18 protein-coding genes are annotated in these 17241 nt (G+C 39.2%); 5 read left to right on the forward strand and 13 right to left on the reverse strand.

Annotated features, from left to right (window positions below; genetic code table 11):
• Window positions 1-6 precede the first annotated feature (6 nt).
• Window positions 7-564 carry a hypothetical protein gene (locus tag QMA08_RS07795; RefSeq protein WP_200220523.1) on the reverse strand — a complete coding sequence of 186 codons (558 nt, stop codon included), beginning with the start codon at window positions 562-564 and terminating at the stop codon, window positions 7-9.
• Window position 565: 1 nt separating this feature from the next.
• Entirely contained in the window at window positions 566-1021 is a 456-nt protein-coding gene (locus QMA08_RS07800; RefSeq protein ID WP_002959175.1) for a YaiI/YqxD family protein, read from the reverse strand.
• A 130-nt stretch (window positions 1022-1151) separates the two neighbouring features.
• On the opposite strand from QMA08_RS07800, the gene QMA08_RS07805 reads away from it, so the two are divergent.
• Window positions 1152-1682 carry a lipocalin family protein gene (locus tag QMA08_RS07805; protein WP_290174119.1) on the forward strand — a complete coding sequence of 177 codons (531 nt, stop codon included), beginning with the start codon at window positions 1152-1154 and terminating at the stop codon, window positions 1680-1682.
• A 222-nt stretch (window positions 1683-1904) separates the two neighbouring features.
• Here QMA08_RS07805 and QMA08_RS07810 read toward each other — a convergent pair whose 3' ends face one another.
• From QMA08_RS07810 to QMA08_RS07820, 3 genes are read right to left on the reverse strand one after another with little or no spacing between them, the layout of a single operon-like run.
• Window positions 1905-2240 carry a DUF3325 domain-containing protein gene (locus QMA08_RS07810; RefSeq protein ID WP_002959172.1) on the reverse strand — a complete coding sequence of 112 codons (336 nt, stop codon included), beginning with the start codon at window positions 2238-2240 and terminating at the stop codon, window positions 1905-1907.
• Window positions 2237-3838 carry a PepSY-associated TM helix domain-containing protein gene (locus QMA08_RS07815; RefSeq protein WP_290174120.1) on the reverse strand — a complete coding sequence of 534 codons (1602 nt, stop codon included), beginning with the start codon at window positions 3836-3838 and terminating at the stop codon, window positions 2237-2239. The genes QMA08_RS07810 and QMA08_RS07815 overlap by 4 nt, the downstream gene beginning before the upstream one ends.
• On the reverse strand, window positions 3835-4176 hold the full coding sequence (locus tag QMA08_RS07820) for a hypothetical protein (RefSeq protein ID WP_002959167.1): 342 nt from the start codon (window positions 4174-4176) through the stop codon (window positions 3835-3837). Before QMA08_RS07820 ends, QMA08_RS07815 begins: the two co-directional genes overlap by 4 nt.
• Before the next feature lie 219 nt (window positions 4177-4395).
• On the opposite strand from QMA08_RS07820, the gene QMA08_RS07825 reads away from it, so the two are divergent.
• The 3 genes from QMA08_RS07825 to QMA08_RS07835 all read left to right on the forward strand — a co-directional run bounded on the left by QMA08_RS07825 (window position 4396) and on the right by QMA08_RS07835 (window position 6458).
• Window positions 4396-4752 carry a VOC family protein gene (locus QMA08_RS07825; protein WP_039488837.1) on the forward strand — a complete coding sequence of 119 codons (357 nt, stop codon included), beginning with the start codon at window positions 4396-4398 and terminating at the stop codon, window positions 4750-4752.
• Window positions 4753-4902: 150 nt separating this feature from the next.
• On the forward strand, window positions 4903-5484 hold the full coding sequence (locus tag QMA08_RS07830; RefSeq protein WP_149603756.1) for a uracil-DNA glycosylase family protein: 582 nt from the start codon (window positions 4903-4905) through the stop codon (window positions 5482-5484).
• Between the two features lie 95 nt (window positions 5485-5579).
• Window positions 5580-6458: a bile acid:sodium symporter family protein gene (locus QMA08_RS07835; RefSeq protein WP_290174121.1), complete on the forward strand. Its 879-nt coding sequence runs from the start codon at window positions 5580-5582 to the stop codon at window positions 6456-6458.
• A gap of 317 nt (window positions 6459-6775) precedes the next feature.
• Here QMA08_RS07835 and QMA08_RS07840 read toward each other — a convergent pair whose 3' ends face one another.
• Window positions 6776-8425, reverse strand: coding sequence for a cell surface protein (locus QMA08_RS07840; protein WP_290174122.1), 1650 nt, complete (start codon window positions 8423-8425; stop codon window positions 6776-6778).
• A gap of 72 nt (window positions 8426-8497) precedes the next feature.
• Window positions 8498-9964 (reverse strand): dGTPase, encoded by a 1467-nt coding sequence (dgt, locus tag QMA08_RS07845; RefSeq protein ID WP_138490139.1) that lies wholly within the window; start codon window positions 9962-9964, stop codon window positions 8498-8500.
• 162 nt (window positions 9965-10126) lie between these two features.
• Here dgt and QMA08_RS07850 point away from each other — a divergent pair, with 162 nt between their 5' ends.
• Window positions 10127-11347 (forward strand): ectonucleotide pyrophosphatase/phosphodiesterase, encoded by a 1221-nt coding sequence (locus QMA08_RS07850; RefSeq protein ID WP_290174123.1) that lies wholly within the window; start codon window positions 10127-10129, stop codon window positions 11345-11347.
• A gap of 97 nt (window positions 11348-11444) precedes the next feature.
• On the opposite strand, the gene QMA08_RS07855 is transcribed toward QMA08_RS07850, so the two are convergent.
• From QMA08_RS07855 to QMA08_RS07880, 6 genes are all read right to left on the reverse strand, one after another.
• Window positions 11445-12779: an ATP-binding protein gene (locus QMA08_RS07855; protein ID WP_052201252.1), complete on the reverse strand. Its 1335-nt coding sequence runs from the start codon at window positions 12777-12779 to the stop codon at window positions 11445-11447.
• Window positions 12769-13461 (reverse strand): response regulator transcription factor, encoded by a 693-nt coding sequence (locus tag QMA08_RS07860; RefSeq protein ID WP_039488827.1) that lies wholly within the window; start codon window positions 13459-13461, stop codon window positions 12769-12771. Before QMA08_RS07860 ends, QMA08_RS07855 begins: the two co-directional genes overlap by 11 nt.
• Entirely contained in the window at window positions 13461-13994 is a 534-nt protein-coding gene (locus QMA08_RS07865; RefSeq protein ID WP_039488825.1) for a hypothetical protein, read from the reverse strand. Before QMA08_RS07865 ends, QMA08_RS07860 begins: the two co-directional genes overlap by 1 nt.
• A 105-nt stretch (window positions 13995-14099) precedes the next feature.
• The gene (locus tag QMA08_RS07870; protein ID WP_149603409.1) at window positions 14100-15416 is read right to left on the reverse strand and encodes a DUF5666 domain-containing protein; all 1317 of its coding nucleotides are present in this window, start codon (window positions 15414-15416) and stop codon (window positions 14100-14102) included.
• Window positions 15417-15597: 181 nt separating this feature from the next.
• Window positions 15598-16341: a zinc-dependent metalloprotease family protein gene (locus tag QMA08_RS07875; RefSeq protein WP_002959157.1), complete on the reverse strand. Its 744-nt coding sequence runs from the start codon at window positions 16339-16341 to the stop codon at window positions 15598-15600.
• Between the two features lie 120 nt (window positions 16342-16461).
• Window positions 16462-17166 carry a hypothetical protein gene (locus QMA08_RS07880; protein WP_290174124.1) on the reverse strand — a complete coding sequence of 235 codons (705 nt, stop codon included), beginning with the start codon at window positions 17164-17166 and terminating at the stop codon, window positions 16462-16464.
• Window positions 17167-17241 lie beyond the last annotated feature (75 nt).

Raw genomic sequence — 17241 nt, forward strand, 5'->3', positions numbered from 1 at the left:
AATGTGTTATTTTTTTAGCTGCGCGACTAGCTCGCTTAATCTCGCAATTTTTATATTACTTAACTGTCTATAATCAAAATATGGGCACACAATAATGTTGTTAGTTGTGTCTATTGCAAACTCGTCGTCAAGCCAATCAAATTGTGCATGCAACTTACCTTGTTGTAATAAGTTTTTAGCGTGCGTACGCCCAGCAATTATATGTAGCTGGTTTTTATTGCTAGTAGCTTTATCTGGGCAAGTAATAGTTGTGTCAGGCGCGCTAAATAGCAGGGCGGTTTTACTGTTTTTTTGCAGTAAAAATTCATCGCGATATTGTTGCCAAGTAGGGGCTTGTTTGGCAAATGAATAATGCTCACTTGGCAGGGCAAATAGCACTTTTGCATACACGTTAAACACTTTGCGCCAACCATTACCACAGTGCTGGTTTATGGTATTTATTTGCTCATTTATAACCGGTTCTAGGCATTCAAGTGTTTCAAAAAACGGCATTGGCGGCGCTTTTGCTACGTATACCGCCACGCTAAATTGCGTATCACCTAAGCCAACTAATTGTGTGTTCAAACTAGTTAGCCTTGTTTTGCGCTAAAATACGGTCAAGGTTATTTGCAAAGTTTTGGCGATCGGTTTGGCTAAGTGGCGGCGGCCCACCACTCATTTCTACGCCACTTGAGCGCATGGTATCCATAAAGTCGCGCACGTTAAGTATTGAGCGGATATTCTCGGTGGTATAAAGCTCACCACGTGGGTTGAGTGCTTGCCCGCCGTTATCAATTACTTCACTTGCTAGCGGAATATCGCCTGTAATAACTAAATCGCCTTTTTCAACACGTTTTACTATTTCGTCGTCGGCTACATCAAACCCTGACGACACTTGTACGCGGCTTATGTATTTTGACGGCGGAATACGCATTGCGTGATTAGCCACTAAAATAGTCTCGATTTTCATACGCTCTGCAGCTCTAAAAAGTATTTCTTTTATAACAACAGGACACGCGTCTGCATCTACCCAAATTTTCATGCTATGGTCATTTTTATTGCTTTAGAATTAATATGATCCTATAGCAAATTTTTTTAATCGGCTAGCAAACTTTATATCCATCTATATTTAGATAATACGTACTATTTATGTAATTTAAAAAGGAGCTTACATGAAGGCTATTAAATACGGTTTACTTATTACAGGGTTGTTTTTTCTTAGTGCCTGCACCAGCCCTCCTGAGGGAATAACACCCGTTAAAAACTTTGATATACAAAAATATAAAGGCAAATGGTTTGAAATAGCGCGGCTCAATCACTCATTCGAAGAAGGTATGGAGCAAGTTACCGCGACTTATTCAATTAACGGCGACGGCACAGTAAAGGTCCTTAACAAAGGGTATTTAACGGATGATAAAAAATGGGATGACGCCGAAGGCTTAGCCAAGTTTGTTGAGGGCACCGACACAGGGCATTTTAAAGTCTCGTTTTTTGGTCCATTTTATGGCGCTTATGTGATTTTTGAACTTGACCAACCCGATTATCAATATGCATTTATAACCAGTTACAACAAAGATTACTTGTGGTTTTTGTCGCGTACACCAACGGTTAGCAAAGAGCTTAAAGAACATTTTTTAACTAAAGCTAAAGAGTTGGGCTTTGCTACCGATGAAATAATTTGGGTAAACCAAGAGACTATGTAAAGGGGGTTTACAGTTAGTTATATACGTTTTTAAAGTAGTAATAAAAGAGTAATTTAACTGTAAAGTAACTTAAATATATTATGGTTATATTGTGTGTACTTGCCGTGAGACAGCAAGTATTGGAAACACTGAATATCCCCTATTGTTGGCAAGCTATATAGCTTGCCATTTTTTTTGCCTAATATATGGGAAAGTAACGGATCACGTTTTTACTAACTAAGGCTAGTTTAATGCTAAAAACAACCCACTTAGTACAACTAACACGCTATTTAAAACACTAAACCACTTTACGTAGCCTACTAAAAAATTATAAAAAACCATTATAATTAAGACACTTAGGCTCATAAACCCGCAAAATAGTAATGCTCCATATCCACCTTGAGTAACTATACAAAGCACTAAGCTTAGTAAAATACTGATCCAAGCAGCTAATAACAGCTTTTTACGTTGGGATTCTGTAGGGCGTTTTTTAAATACGTCTTTAAAATGATTATACTTAGCCAGCGCAAAACAGTTAAAACTGAGCAGGCATAGGCTAAACCCAAGTAAATCAATCATGGTTTTTGCCTTTTAAGGTTATTAGATTGACTAGGGCTGATTATTTTTGAGTTGTTTTTAGCAGTACGTAATTTTTCGGTTTGTATAAAAAACAATATACTAAATAACAAAAACAGTGCATCAAAAGTAAATAAAGCCCACTGTTTGTGCATCAAATAGCTAATTAGATTACTGTTAGTTGTAAGTGCATTAATAACCGGTACGCTTAAACATGCAACAGCATTTATAGCTGCCATAACTCGCCATTGCAGTGTGTCGCGCTTTATAAGTGCTAAAAGAGCAACCGCTAGCCATGTTAAAAAGAACGCGAGTATTTCTTTATCGGCGCGCTCTGCGGTAGTTGGGCTAAGTAGTCTGTTAGCAATAAAAAATGCACACGTTGCCAGTGGTAGTCCCATAATAGTGGCTAGGTTTAACCCTTCAACTAGTTTTAAACCAAACGAAGGTTTAACGTTATTTTTAGTTCGCTCGCGAATTCGTTTAGCCCACATAATACAGCCAGAGCCAATCATTACACAGCCTGCAATACCGCCTAATACGTATAACCAGCGCAACAACCACGTAGCTAAACGTCCTGTATGCATTGAATTAAGTGATTCGTAAAGCGCTTTGCTGCTAGTTAGCTCGTCATCAGTTTTAGCGACCATTTGCCCTGTAGCACCACTAAATATTAAGCGTGGTGCTTGGTCACGTAGTGTTTTACCTGCGCTTACCAATACGGTAATTGTTGAAGCTGCCATATTTGGTTGATTAACTTGTACGCGAGTAATATCTGCATGAGGCCACTTAGTATAAACCTGATCCAAAATACGTTGTATTGGCACCATTGGCAATTCGCCTTGGGCTTTATCGGTCATGGTATTGCGAGGTGTTACATCGTTAAAAAAGCCACGCATGCCGTCATCATAAGACGTTTGCGCAGGGTAGGGAAACAACATAAATATGAGCGTAATCATGCCCGTGTAAGTAATCATTAAATGAAAAGGCAGGGCAAGCACAGAGCTTAAATTGTGGGCATCTAACCACGTACGGCTACCTTTATTACGTCTAAAACTAAACATATCTTTAAAAATACGCTTATGAATAACCACCCCCGATATAATGGCAATCAGCATAAAAAAGCTAGCAAAGCACACAATCCAGCGTGCGGTTATTGCATCCATGTAATGTAAATCATAGTGCAGCCGATAAAAAAAGTTACCGCCTTTAGTATCTACAAAGGGCTCAAGCTCTTGCATGGTATTAGGGTTTAGCTGTGTGTTTTCAAACCGGCTGCGGCGCTGGCCTGGCTCTTTTGGTTTTGCATAACCATAAATTAAATAAGGAATGCGTGGCTCGGGTAATGTAATACGCCAGCTTGATGAGTTAGCTCCATGGTTAGCTAAGTAATCGAACCCTGTAATTATTTGTTGTTTTTGCGCTTCTATACGCTGTGTTTGGGCTTGCACATTATGTATGGCTGGTTGATTCCATAAGGTTATTTCGTCTCTAAAAAAGCTAAGAGTCCCTGCAAAAAATATTAAATATAATAACCAACAAACGAGTAATCCTACCCAAGTGTGCAACCAAGTCATCGATCTGAAAAAGCTGTCTTTCATACCCAACCCTTCAGTAATGCAAGCAATCCAATGAACGCTCCCGTACTTAGTAAAATACTGATCCACACTGTTTTTAATGATTTAACGCTAAAGGCATAAATAAATACTACGGCATAAATTAAAATGCTGATTGAAACACTAAACAGCACAGCGTCTTGTTTAGCTATTGGCAACACAAAGCTTAATAACGCAGTGCTTGCAGAGGTAAAAGCATAGCCACCAATTATGGCAATAAAAAAACGTAAAAATACCAAAACTCGATAACTGCTTACGCTTTTTACTATAAGCGCAATCACGTTAACCTTATCGAATGGCGCACTGTGCAAAGGTGCCTGCATAGTTAATTAATCCCTTTATTTAAAGCTGAGGATAAAACAAAGGCGCTATTATATATGTTACAAATACAAAAGATAGTTATTCTCATTTGTGATGTTTAACTTTTGAGTAAGTTATGCTTACTTAGTAAAATACTGATCTGATATTATTTAATGATATTGCACAGGCTCTATGTAAAGCTTAAGGTTAATAAACTGAGTAAAAATAAAGAGTGAATAACGATGAGCGATCACGAAAAACTAAATTACGTTGAGTTCCCTGCATGCGACTTACCCGCAACTAAGGCCTTTTTTAGTCGTGTATTTAATTGGCAGTTTACTGACTACGGCCCAGAATACACGGCGTTTAGTGGCCAAGGGCTCGATGGTGGCTTTTTTAATGCGCCGCTTAAATCGCTAACTCAAAATGGTGCTGCGTTATTGGTTTTTTATAGTAACGACATTCACGCCACGTATAAAAAAGTACAACTCCATGGTGGCACAATTTTAAAACCTATTTTTGAATTTCCGGGTGGTTGCCGGTTTCATTTTGCAGAGCCGAGCGGCAATGAATTTGCTGTATGGGCAGAGCAACACTAGGTTTTACAAGGCTTGTAGCGCGAATGAGCTTAAAGATCACGATTTTACTAACTAACGCTCGTTTTAATTAAAATAAACCGATTTTTTACCAACTCATTTATCCTAAATGGCCATTTAGGATAAATATTAAGCATTTAAGGCCAAATAAACATGAATAGTCACCAATTAATAGAGCAAGTTAGTAAATGCGTGATCTGTGAACCTCATTTACCTTTAGGGGCTCGCCCTGTTATACAATTTAACCCAAACGCACGTATTTTAATTGCAGGGCAAGCACCTGGAATCAAAGTTCACGAAACAGGTGTGCCGTTTAACGATGCAAGCGGAAACCGCCTACGAGAATGGCTTGGGCTAACACGTGATGAATTTTACGACGCTAATAATATAGCAATTTTACCTATGGGCTTTTGCTACCCGGGTAGGGGTAAGTCGGGTGATTTACCACCGAGAAAAGAATGTGCCCCTGCATGGCGCGAGCAATTATTGGCTGCACTACCAAATATTGAGCTGACAATAGTGCTTGGTAAATACGCGCAGGCGTATCATTTACCAGAGACTAAAAAAATGCCACTTACGGAGTTAGTAAAATCGTGGCGTGAGTATTGGCCAAATTATTTAGTGCTTCCACATCCGAGTCCGCGTAATAATATATGGCTTAAAAAGAACCCATGGTTTGAACAAGATGTACTTCCAGAACTGGGTAAACGCATTGCTACTATTTTAAATAAGTAATGCTTCTAGCATTAGGATTTATTGTAAAGGGGCGTTACAGTTAACTTAAAAATTAACACTCTAATTAAAAACAATAACAAACGAGGCTGTCTAATTTGAATGCATCTATATTAACCGAAGTAATACTTCCGCTCGCTCTTGCACTTATTATGTTTGGTATGGGTCTTGGGCTCACAACAACCGATTTTACTCGTCTATTTAAAAGCCCGCTCGCTATTGTTATTGGTTTAATAGGCCAACTTGTAGCAATGCCTTTATTAGCATTAGGATTGTGTTATTTATTTAACCTACCAACGCCTATCGCTATTGGATTAATGATATTAGCTGCTTGCCCCGGCGGTACTATGTCAAATGTAGTAAGTCAGCTTGCTAAAGCTAATTTAGCGCTTTCGGTAAGTTTAACCGCTGCCTCTACCGCAATTAGTATAATAACTACACCGTTTATTATTGGCTTTGCTATGAGCCAGTTTGCCCCAGCAGACGATGCTACTTTTTCTATTTTAACTACTTCATTAGGGCTATTTTTTATTACCTTAGTGCCAGTTGCTATAGGCATTTGGTTACGTCACTTTAAAAGTGATTTTGCCATTAAAGCAGAGCCGTTTTTTAGACGCTTCTCGTTGTTTTTTATGCTTATGATGATTGCCGCACTAGTAATAAAAGAGCGCGATTTATTAATTAGCTCATTTAACGATGTATTTTGGGCGTGCATAGCGCTTAATATTGGTTCAATGGTTGTTGGTTGGTTAATTGCTAAGTGTTCAAAATTAAATTTAACTGATTCGCTGACGCTTTCAATTGAGGTTGGAATTCAAAATGCATCGTTAGCTATTTTAATTGCTATTAGCTTTTTAAATAAACCAGAATACGCAGTTACCGGTGGCGTGTATGGCCTTGCCATGTTTATAGGGCCACTGCTATTAATTGGCGGGTTAAAGCTTAAAAATAAACGTACCGCTAGGGCTGTTAACTAGGGCTTTTAATTAGGGTATGTTGACCACGTTACTTTAATTTATGGCTGCGGATAACGTAGCCTTAAACTCCAGTCTAAAAATACCACCAGTTAAATGTATGCTCTGCACTCATCGCGCCAATAAGTTGTAGGCTTATAAAACACTCTCAAGCTTGAATATTGCACCAGGCGCTGAGCTTGCTCGCGCAAGGAGCGAAGCTCCTAATTACTAAGGCGCATTTTAGAGGAAGGTAAGAGTGTAAGTAATACGGTGAAAAACAGTTAATTATGTGTTTACTAAAACTGCGCCTCAAATATGAGGCGCTACTTTAAAACTTACTATTTGGTTTGCATGTTTTTAGCGCGTTCTTCTGCATCTATTAATGCTTGCGATTTAGGCGCGCGTTTTTTCTCTTCTATTTTGGGCTTTTCAGTTGAGTCAGGATCCCAGCTTGAGTCTAACGACAAGTTAGCAAATGGATTGTTACTGTCTGCTTTTTTAGGCTCACTTTGTGGCTCATCAACTGGCGGTGTTGTTTGTGCTTGCTCAGGTGCTGCGCTTTGTTTTTTAGGCATCGGCTTTTCACCAGGTAATGGTGCATCTGGGTTAAATGTACGTACCTCTGGTTCTTTAAAGTCTTGCTCTGTTGTATATGTAGTCGATTGAGCGTCAGCTATTTGCTCTGGTGCGTGTAAATCTACAACCGGCTCACTCGCTGTTACTGGCTCAGGAGTACTAATAACCGGCTCTACAGTGTTATGTTCGGCTTCCATTGGCGCAGATTCCGTTACTCGCGCTGTATGGTGCTTACGCTGTTTTTTTACAGGCTTTGCATCTGGGTCAAAGTCGCGTACTTCTGGCTCATTAAAGCTGCTGGCATTTTTAATACGCTCTAAGGTTGTTTTGGCGGCGGCTTCAAACTCGGCTGTATTAGGCTCTGGTTTTTGTTTTACTTCGTTAAACGTAGCGGTACTTGTTTGCTCTAAAGTATCTGCTGGCTCTATTTGTGCAGGCTCAATTTCTCTTGTTTGCGATGGTGTAACTACGTTGTTTTGCTCATCTGAAATTTGCGGTGGTGTATGTTCAATATCAGCATTTTGTGTAGTGTTCGTAGGCTCTAAAGGGTCTTCATTTGCCTCTACGCTGCTCTTAACTGGTTTATTATTTTGAGTTACTTCGTTGATGACGACAGGCTCAATCTCTGGCTCTTTTGTAGTTTCAGGTTTAGCTGGCGTAGCAATTTTTTCTGATTTAACTTCAGGTGGAGCCGCTATAGTCGGTTCTGCCATCGTTTTGCTTTGTTTTGCACGGCGCAAGCGCACGACTACCATAGCGCCAATAAGTACCACTATAACAAGTATTGAAGTGGGTAAAAGTAACGAGCTTGGGCTTTGTGCTAAAGGTTGCGGCGCAATTACAGGCGCTGGTTTAGTAAACACAGGTGCTGGTTTTACAAGTACAGGATTTTCAGGCGTAGGTTGAACGTTTTGCTCTGGCGTCGCCGGTTTTACTTGCTCTATCACAGCTTCGTTTTTTTGCTCTGTAACTACTTGCTCGGGTGCTGCTTTTGTTGGCTCTGCATCAATTACTATTTCGTTACTGTTGGTATTTAGCTGATCGTTAATTTGTTGTTTTTGATCATCAGTTAAATTAAGTGTTTGCTCGTTGATGCTATCTTTAACAGCTTCTTCAGTGGGTTGTATTACAGGGGCAGGTTCAACAATTTTTGGTTGCGGCTGAGTAATAATCGCCGGCTCTGGCTCTGGCTCTATTATCTGTGGCTTTGGTTGTGCTTGAATTTCTTTTGGCTTATTACAGTTGTTTTTGTAATCACGCGCTGCCTTACGATATTTTTGACTCGCTTTATTATTACTATTTTGCTGCATTTCTTGTTTAATTAAAATGCACATAGCTTCGTTGTATGCAGCACTTTGCGCACTATAAAATAGGGCAAAGCAAAGGGTAAATCTAATTAGTTTTGATATCATAAAGTTATGCGCGCTTAAATATTAATAGTTTGATTTTAAGCGCAAAATTGAAAATTATCCAGAGTAATACGACTAATCAATAACCATAAGGCTGCGATATTCATCGTAAGCAAATTGGTCTGTCATACCGCTTATATAATCTTGAATTAATCTACAGCGATAATAAAATTCATACGCTGCAAAGTGATCGGGCTCTTCTTGCATCGCATCTATTGCGTGTTGGTAACTATTTAAGTGCTTTTTAGAGAGCTTTTTAACAAGTCGCGACTCAATTAATAAACGCGAATCACCATTTAGAGCGCGCCTAAAGTCATCGCTGTTCAATTGAAGTAATGGTTTATAGCAATCGAGCAAACCATTAATTATGCGATACCCTTGTAGCTCTAATTTTTCGACTTCTTTGTTTGAAAATACATGCTCAAGTGCCACTTGCTTTAGCATTTTGGTTACAGCATGTAGATGACTTCTATCTTCTAAAAGTGCTTGGTTAAAATCGCCATGGTAAATAGGTTCTATATTTTCAATAAAGCGTTTTGCAGCATGTCCAACTAGCGGATGTAAAAGTGCTACGCGCAGGTATATAAAAAATTCGCTGTTAAAATTATACGGTTGTGCTTTGGCGCGTTCATGTGCGTAGTCAACTGCTTTATCTACAAAAGTTTGGTGCTCTGTGTCGTCTATTGTTAGGTTTATGAGTGCCTTTTTATAATGACTTTTAAGCTGTGTACATAAGAATTCGGTGCTTATGATCCCTTTTTCAACAGCATCCTCTATATCGGCTAGGCAATACGAAATGTCGTCGGCGGCTTCCATTATGTAACTTGCAGGATGGCGGCAGTAAGGCTCAATAGTGAGCTCTTTTTGTAGCGCTTCAACAAAGTTTTTTTCGCTGTAGTAGTAACCCACTTTTTTCATTAAGTAGTTTTTATTTTGCGGTATGTCTTTTACATCAAGCCCAGCAGGGCGAGTGTATTTTAAAATACCAGCACTTTGGCTGTAAGTTAAATTAAGCGTTTGCAACGAATGAATTATACGTATGCCTTGAGCGTTGCCTTCAAAGTTACAAATATCAAGCGCAAGGTGTTTAAAAACAACACCTATACCGGTATTGGGCTCTTTGCAGCGCTCGGGTGTTACGCTTGCTAGGTTGTTGTTAAACCAGTGGTTTATTGCCGCTTCGCCAAAATGTCCAAATGGTGGGTTGCCTATATCGTGCATTAGGCAGGCCATTTCTACTAAGCTTTCTAGCGGGCGTTCTAGGTCGGTTAAGCCGTAATCTTTTTGTTGTTGGTAGCTTAAATTAGCAAAAATACGTTGCACTATAAAACGACCAACCTGTTGTACCTCAAGCGAGTGAGTTAAGCGCGAACGAACAGCTGCGTTACGCTCAAGCGGAAACACTTGGGTTTTTTGCTGAAGCCTGCGAATAGCGGCACTGTTAATAATCCGGCCACGGTCGCTTTCTAGCGCCATTTGTAAGTTAGAGGTTGTGCGGTACATTCGTGCTGGCGTTATTTTTTTACTAAAATCTATGGTCATCTTTATACTTATCCTTTTTACAATTGATGACTGGCATAGTTTTTAGCACATAGTCATTTGTCTTTAATATACAGGGTTTAATCTATCAGTTTGTATCATAAAGTAACAACATGCTTTAAAATAATTTTTTGAGTAATTGTTGTGCATTTATAGGTGTTTATAATGAAACAGTGGATTTTAAAGGCAGTATCAATTTGCCTAATGTTAGGAATGAACAGCGCATTTGCTGCAAAAGAGCAAACTGTGGTGCTTGTATCAATTGATGGCCTGCGTTGGGATTATATTGAAAAACACGGTGCGCCAAATTTAAAAGCAATGGCCGAGCGCGGTGTTCGCGCACAAAAACTAATACCTGTTTATCCGACAAAAACGTTTCCTAACCATATTTCTATTATTACGGGCTTACTGCCGGTAAACCATGGCATTGTTGATAATAGCTTTTGTGATAAAGCGCGTAAAAACGACTGTTACAGCATGGGCAAAGCATTGGGCGATAGCACTTGGGTGAAGGGGATTCCGCTTTGGAATTTAGCAAAAATGCAGGGGCTTAAATCGGCTACTTATTTTTGGCCTGAGTCAGATGCGTTATTTAACGGCATGACACCAGATTACTTTTATCACTATTCTAAATACAGCGATTACCAAAGCCGTGTTGATCAAATTATTCAGTGGTTAAGTTTACCAAAAGCACAGCGCCCACGTTTTATTGCGAGTTACTTTTCGCTAGTTGATAGCATGGGTCATGAGTTTGGACCAGACGCACCACAAACGCGAGATGCAGTTAAACAACTTGATGAATTAATGGGACAATTACAAACCCGCTTAAGTAAATTAGAGCAAGAGGTAAACTTAGTTATTGTCTCGGATCATGGTATGGCGAGTATAGATCCAGATAAAAGTATTGATGTAACCACACTGCCTCAAGATGAAAACTTTTTAGTTAAAAACACCGGTCCACGTTTACTCATATACACTCAACCCGATGCAATAAATGCAGATATAGCCGGCTATAAAGCTCGTTTACAAAAAGCAGCAAACGGTCGTTATACAGTATTAACTGACGAGCAGTTAGCAGCGTACCATTACAATAAAGGCACTCGTGTAGGCGATATTGTGGTGCAAACTACAGCGCCAACGGTATTTACCAATGGTAAAAAACCAACCTATTTAGGGACTCACGGTTATGCATATACCGAGGATATGGCAGCATCATTTATTGCTGTAGGCCCTGCATTTAAACAAGGTGTAAGCCTTAAAGAAGTGAGTAACCTTGATATTTACCCAGTACTTGCAAAAGTGATGGGGCTTAAATTGTTAAACAAAGTAGATGGCAATGGTAAAACATTAATGCCAGCAATTAAGCAAAAAGTGGTTGTGCATTAAGCCGACCGGTTTTGTGATATTTAAAGCGGCTAATAGCCGCTTTTTTATGTTTAACTGCAGAGATATTTATACTCATTACCTGTACTAGTTCTCCTTACTAGTTACATACACTTATAGTGCTGGTAAAGCCGCGTTCGTCGCTTGTTAAAGTAAGCACAAGTTGGTGGCGTTCACATATTGCTTTTACGGTGGCTAAACCTAATCCAAACCCTTCTTTTTGCCTTGCGGGGTCGCCCCTATAAAAACGCTTAGTGAGTTGCGATAATTGTGTGGGTTCTACTCCTTTGCCATTATCGCTAATATTTATATGATTGCTGGTAAGCGTAATGTGTATAGTTGCTTCATTACCTGCGTATTTAATAGCATTCTCGACTAGGTTAAATAAAGCCTGAAAAAGTAAGTTTTTATCGCCTTGAAGTACTAACTCCCCCTGATTAATTACATTTATATGCTGCTGATTTTGCTGTGCACTGGGCTCTAATATGTCTATTAAGTCATTAATAAGTGTTTGGCAGTTTATAGGTTCTAACTTTAACGGAAATTGCCCATGCTCAAGGCGAGTCAATTTAAGCATGGCATCAAAGGTATGTAATACAGTATCAAGCTGTTCTATTTCAAGCCCAAGCTCTGGCTGTTTTACTGCTTGGCGCTCTAGTTGTAAGCGCAATCGAGTAAGTGGGGTTTTTAAATCGTGTGCTATGTTATCGGTAATGCCTTGCACTAAGGCAAAGTTTTCTTCGATGGTGTCTAGCATGGTATTAATATGTTTGGCTAGTTTTACAAACTCATCACCGTGTTGTTTATGCACTACACGCGCCGATAAATCACCTTTTTGAACTTGTTCTACTACGTTATTAAAATAATTTACACGCCTTAAATGCCTGCGCGCAAAAATATAGCCAAACACACAGGTAAGTAACAAGCTGACCAAACAAGCCCAGGTTGCAATGGTTTTAAATTCAGTAATTAAGCGGCTTAAATGTTCGGTGGCTGTGGCAATAACAATATTGCCATGTTTGGTGTTTACAATACCGGTGGTAAGTAGCCTAATTTGCCCACGTTGGGTGTCGAGCACAGGAAACTCAAGGGTGTTTGGCAACTTTGGAATATCGTTAGGTAAAAAGCTTAATTGCTGAAATTGCTCGTCATCGCTTTGCCAAAATATTAAAATTTCGCCCTCGTTACGAAATACCGCTAGTTGCTGAAAAAAAGAGGCTTTATCAAATTCATTAGCAAGCCCTTCAATACGAACTTGCTCGGCGTTTAAGCGCCTTTCTACTTGGCGTGTTTGCTCGCCCAATAATAGCTGATATATAAGCACAACGCATAGCACTAAAACAACCGATGTAATGGTGGCAAACGCGAGTGTAAGTCGCCATACAGAACTAAAACGCGGGTTAAATTGTTGCCAAAGGTTGGAGTTAACAATCATTATTTTGCTCTACTTGTAATCGGTAGCCAACGCCTCGTATTGTTTCTATTTGTACTTTAGCACCAAGCAATGTTAGCTTTTTACGTAACCTTGCTATGTGTACATCTATTACATTTGTGCCAGGGTCAAAATTATATTCCCATACCGACTCAAACAACAAAGTTCGCGTAACGAGTTTATTTTTATGATCGAGTAAAAAATGTAAAAGTTTAAATTCTTTAGGTTGTAAGTTAAGTGTTTGCCCAGCTACATCTGCTTTGTGATGACGAAAATCGAGGTTTACGTTTGCTAAACTTAACGCGGTTTGTGGTGGTTGGTTATGAAAAGGGCGCTTAATTATGTTCTCTACACGAATGGCCAATTCCGAAAACGCAAAGGGCTTTATAAGGTAGTCATCGCCACCTGCTTTTAAGCCTGCAACTCGGTCGTCTACTTTATCTAACGCCGAGAGTATTAGTACAGGCGTTGTTTTTCCTGTTGCTCTAAGCGCAGCAAGTACTTGCAAACCATCTAGCTTTGGTAGCATTCGGTCTAGCACGATCGCGTCGTGTTCTTCGCATGTGGCAATTAATAATGCTTGTTGACCGTCTTGTGCGGTATCTACGGTGTAGCCTAGCTCGCTAAAGGCTTTGTATAAAAACTCGCGGTTTTGTTTGTCGTCTTCAACCAAAAGTAATTTCATTAATTGCCCCAACGCAGTAGTGGTAGGTTTTTACCTGTTGCGAGATCAATGGCTTTTTTATGGCGCCCTTTTAACGATACAAATGTGGCAACCATATAAGTTACGCCCATATCTTGCTCAAGTTGAGCTTCTATTAAGTATTGTGTTTGTGTTGAATCTAACGACTGGACAAGTTGATACATGCGGTAATTTTTTTTACGCATTAATTTAGCGGCTGCAACTTCGTCGTCTTCATCAAGCTCTGGCGGGGCGTATTCAAGCTCAATTAGTTTACCTTTTACATCAACTAGCAATTCAATAAAACGATTATGTTTTTGTTCAAAAAGTGTTACCTCGTAGGTGGTTTGTCCTTTTTCGAACTCTAGCTCAAACTCTACAATAACGGCTGTATTTAGGTATTCGGTTTCTATATTTTTTAAAATACTTTGTGGTGATGGCTCGTCTGCATTATTAAGTTTGTCAAAAATTGCAGAGCTGCTTGCATAGCACAACCCGCTGCAAAAAAATAAGGCGCTCAAAAAAATATGTTTCATGTAAGTATGCTCTTGTTTTAATGTGTTTAGCCTACCAAATAAGAGGGCTAAACACATTTATTTAGTCGTATGATTTATTCTTTATATCAGCGCTTTATATTGCTACTAGTCATCTAAAACGCATGCTCTTACTTGGTTGCTTGCAACCCATTGGCATTCTAATTCTACGGTTTGATTTAAATATTGCGTTAATGAGTTATCTTCACTTATGTAACCCCAAAGCGTTGCTTGCTGATTTTGATTTGCCGACACTAAACCGGTTAAGTTAATCTCACTTGTATCGTCCTCTAGTTCAACTTCGCTTACGCTGTTTTTCTCATTGTTATAAGTGCCTTCAAGCTCAACCCACTGCCCATCTAGGGTATTAACCGATAATCCATCCTCAAATACAGTTTGGCTATTAAATGTAAATTCAATGCCATTTATTGTCGCTATATCTTGCTCGTAACTAACAACACCGGCTACCGAAAACTGCTGATTAGTTGTATTTGAGTTGATGTTTGTTGATTCAAATTCTATTTCTTGAGCAAGTAATTTATTATCGGCTTGCTGCCATACACCATCTACCTCAATAACTTGACCAACAACAAGATTAGCGGTGGTGCCATCTTCAAATTGAGTTTGATCATTAATGCTAACTTGCCACTGCGAGTTTAATGTTATTAAGCTCATATTGTTATTTACAAAGGTGATTACGCCTTCAAGCTCGGTGTCTATATTATCGGTAAAACTAAGGCTTTGCTCTGCATCAACCTCGGTTGCACTAAATATTGCATTATTATAAAAACCTTCAACCTCAACAAGTTGACCATTACTTAGTGTGCCGTCTATATCAGCTTGTTGGTAGTTAATAACTAAATCACCTAAAGTAAATGTACGCAACTGCTGGTTTAAATTGGTAATACTGCCTTGCACTTCAAGCTCTGATTGGCTGTTAGTAATAGGGGCTTGGTAGGTAACCGTTAATGAGTTTAATGAATGACTGTAGCCACTTATTTCAAATAATTGCCCTTGACTAAAGTCGCTGCTGTTTAAGTTACTGAGTGTTATTCCTGCAATATTTACTTGATCATTTTTTATATTAATAGGACCTTTAAATACGGGGTCGTAATCTATTTCTGTTGCGCGGGCACCATTTGTTTCTACTTCTACCATCATCCCTTGTTTTATATTATCAAGAGTTGCGTTATTGCCCTCTATTTCTACTTCTGCTGAGCCTGCTGCAATAATATGATTGTTTACAGTAATTGAATCCGACGTTACACCTGTTACTTGCCCAATGATCACACTCGGTAAATTAGCTGAAGCAGTTAGCTCGTTGTTGTCGTTATTTGACGAACTACTGCCGCATGCTGTTAACGCAAGTGTAATAGCACTTAATGAGATTAGTTTTGCTGTATTTTTAATTGATTGGTTGGTCATGGGAAACTCCAAGTTAATAACTATTGCTGATGGAGTAAGTGTACTTAACCATGTATATCAAGAAGGTGGACAGAACATTAATTTTTGTTAATGTTATAAAAAAGAGCGCGTAAGCGCTCTGCAGGGAAGAACATGTTAAAACTTTAAAGTGGGCTATTTAGCCCACTTTTTAATGCGCTACTTATTTAAAGTTAGCAATACTTGTTTTTGTAGCAGTAACCGTGCGAATTGCATACGCTTGGTTTGTAATACCAAATGCAATACCGTTTACGCTCCAGTTAGGGTTAGAGAAGTAATCGTACTGAGTTGCGCTACCGTAAACGTGCGGGTAAGCCATAATACTTGCAAACTCATTTTGTACGCCATGACCCATGCCATCAACATATACACCGCCAGATGTGTCACCTTGTTTGCGTGAATGCGCTAAACCTTGGTTATGACCAAGTTCGTGTACAAATGTAGTTGCACCACAATCAATTGCAGTGATTGAGTACATACGGCTGCTCATTGAGCTATATAGATTGCCATTAGTGCCTTGGCCAACCCATGCTAAACCACATGAAATAAGCCCATTGCCAGCACTTTGGCCAGTACCTAATACGGCAATCATGTCGGCTTTCCAATCGCTGCGTAAACCATCTACGTAGCTGCTATTTGTAACCGAATCTAACCAATCCTCAGACGGCGTTACTGCGTAGTCACCTAAGTTTTGTTTGCCAGCTAAGCGTAGTGTTATATCAACGCCATTTTGGCTATATACCTGATTACTAAAAGCAATTAGTTGATTTATTTTAGTGTCAATATTGCTAGTTGCAGCAGCTGATTGGTCGGTATATAAAATACCGATATCGATTGTTTCTGCTTGTGCAACACTTGCTGCACATAATGCCGCAGCCAGTGCGGTTGTTGTGATTACTTTTTTCATTATTGTATTTCCTTACTCTTGTTGTGGTTGGAACTGTTTTTAACTTGGTTGAGATCATAAAAAGCAGACACACTAAAGCTGCCTTATAGTGCGGCTTTAATTGCTTTTTATACTTTTTGGTTAGCCATCAATTTTTGGTGCAAATATATCGATGCTTTTATCTGATTTGGGTTTTGGTGCGGTTACATCATGCTCTATGTGGCTTTTATATAAATCGCGTTTTGCTGCAATCCATCCGTACTTACCTTTACTTTCGAATACATAGTTGCCAGAAGGTGCAGTAAATTGGCCATATACGGCATCTTTACCTACCGTTAAAACGGTATTATGCATGCGACCGTCAACACCCACTATTTTACCAAATATGCTCTTATCGCCATTTTCAGACTCAACCACATTAGTCACTTCTGCGGTGAATGTTTCGGCTGTTTGCGGAATAGCTAAATCGAAGTTTTCGCCAGTCTCTAACGCCTGTAAAGAATTTAAATCAAACTCAATATAGGCTTCGTTATGTAAGTCGGTAGGTAAAACTTTTGCGTTTATGAGCACTTGCTTTGCTTTGTCGGATAGGCGATTTACGGCATCAAATTCTTCAAACGGTAAGCTGCTGTCAGGGGCAACAATGGGTTTTACGGTAATGGGATCTTTACTCATATCAATAGGTGCAGGGGGATGTGTATTGCGCGTTTTTTGTAAATCAATAGGAACAAAATCAATAGCAACAGGCGCGATAGGTTCGCCCGTTTCATCTGCATTAAAAAATAGCCCATAAACTGCAAATGCCGATAATGGTATAGCAATTAGTAAGACGACAGAACTCTTCATTTGTTTCTCTTTTAGTGTTTTTGGTTAACTATTTGTTACGTTTTATATTATTAAATGGATTAGATCAAGATAATA

The organism is Pseudoalteromonas sp. APC 3355 (assembly GCF_030407615.1).
GTDB classification, from domain to species: Bacteria; Pseudomonadota; Gammaproteobacteria; order Enterobacterales; family Alteromonadaceae; genus Pseudoalteromonas; species Pseudoalteromonas distincta.

Coding starts and splice junctions, on each gene's coding strand:
- QMA08_RS07865 (WP_039488825.1), bottom strand. CDS start 13,994: ATGAAACATATTTTTTTGAGCGCCTTATTTTTTTGCAGCGGGTTGTGC.
- QMA08_RS07805 (WP_290174119.1), top strand. CDS start 1,152: ATGAAGGCTATTAAATACGGTTTACTTATTACAGGGTTGTTTTTTCTT.
- QMA08_RS07880 (WP_290174124.1), bottom strand. CDS start 17,166: ATGAAGAGTTCTGTCGTCTTACTAATTGCTATACCATTATCGGCATTT.
- QMA08_RS07820 (WP_002959167.1), bottom strand. CDS start 4,176: ATGCAGGCACCTTTGCACAGTGCGCCATTCGATAAGGTTAACGTGATT.
- QMA08_RS07850 (WP_290174123.1), top strand. CDS start 10,127: ATGAAACAGTGGATTTTAAAGGCAGTATCAATTTGCCTAATGTTAGGA.
- dgt (WP_138490139.1), bottom strand. CDS start 9,964: ATGACCATAGATTTTAGTAAAAAAATAACGCCAGCACGAATGTACCGC.
- QMA08_RS07875 (WP_002959157.1), bottom strand. CDS start 16,341: ATGAAAAAAGTAATCACAACAACCGCACTGGCTGCGGCATTATGTGCA.
- QMA08_RS07860 (WP_039488827.1), bottom strand. CDS start 13,461: ATGAAATTACTTTTGGTTGAAGACGACAAACAAAACCGCGAGTTTTTA.
- QMA08_RS07870 (WP_149603409.1), bottom strand. CDS start 15,416: ATGACCAACCAATCAATTAAAAATACAGCAAAACTAATCTCATTAAGT.
- QMA08_RS07840 (WP_290174122.1), bottom strand. CDS start 8,425: ATGATATCAAAACTAATTAGATTTACCCTTTGCTTTGCCCTATTTTAT.
- QMA08_RS07825 (WP_039488837.1), top strand. CDS start 4,396: ATGAGCGATCACGAAAAACTAAATTACGTTGAGTTCCCTGCATGCGAC.
- QMA08_RS07830 (WP_149603756.1), top strand. CDS start 4,903: ATGAATAGTCACCAATTAATAGAGCAAGTTAGTAAATGCGTGATCTGT.
- QMA08_RS07800 (WP_002959175.1), bottom strand. CDS start 1,021: ATGAAAATTTGGGTAGATGCAGACGCGTGTCCTGTTGTTATAAAAGAA.
- QMA08_RS07810 (WP_002959172.1), bottom strand. CDS start 2,240: ATGATTGATTTACTTGGGTTTAGCCTATGCCTGCTCAGTTTTAACTGT.
- QMA08_RS07855 (WP_052201252.1), bottom strand. CDS start 12,779: ATGATTGTTAACTCCAACCTTTGGCAACAATTTAACCCGCGTTTTAGT.
- QMA08_RS07815 (WP_290174120.1), bottom strand. CDS start 3,838: ATGAAAGACAGCTTTTTCAGATCGATGACTTGGTTGCACACTTGGGTA.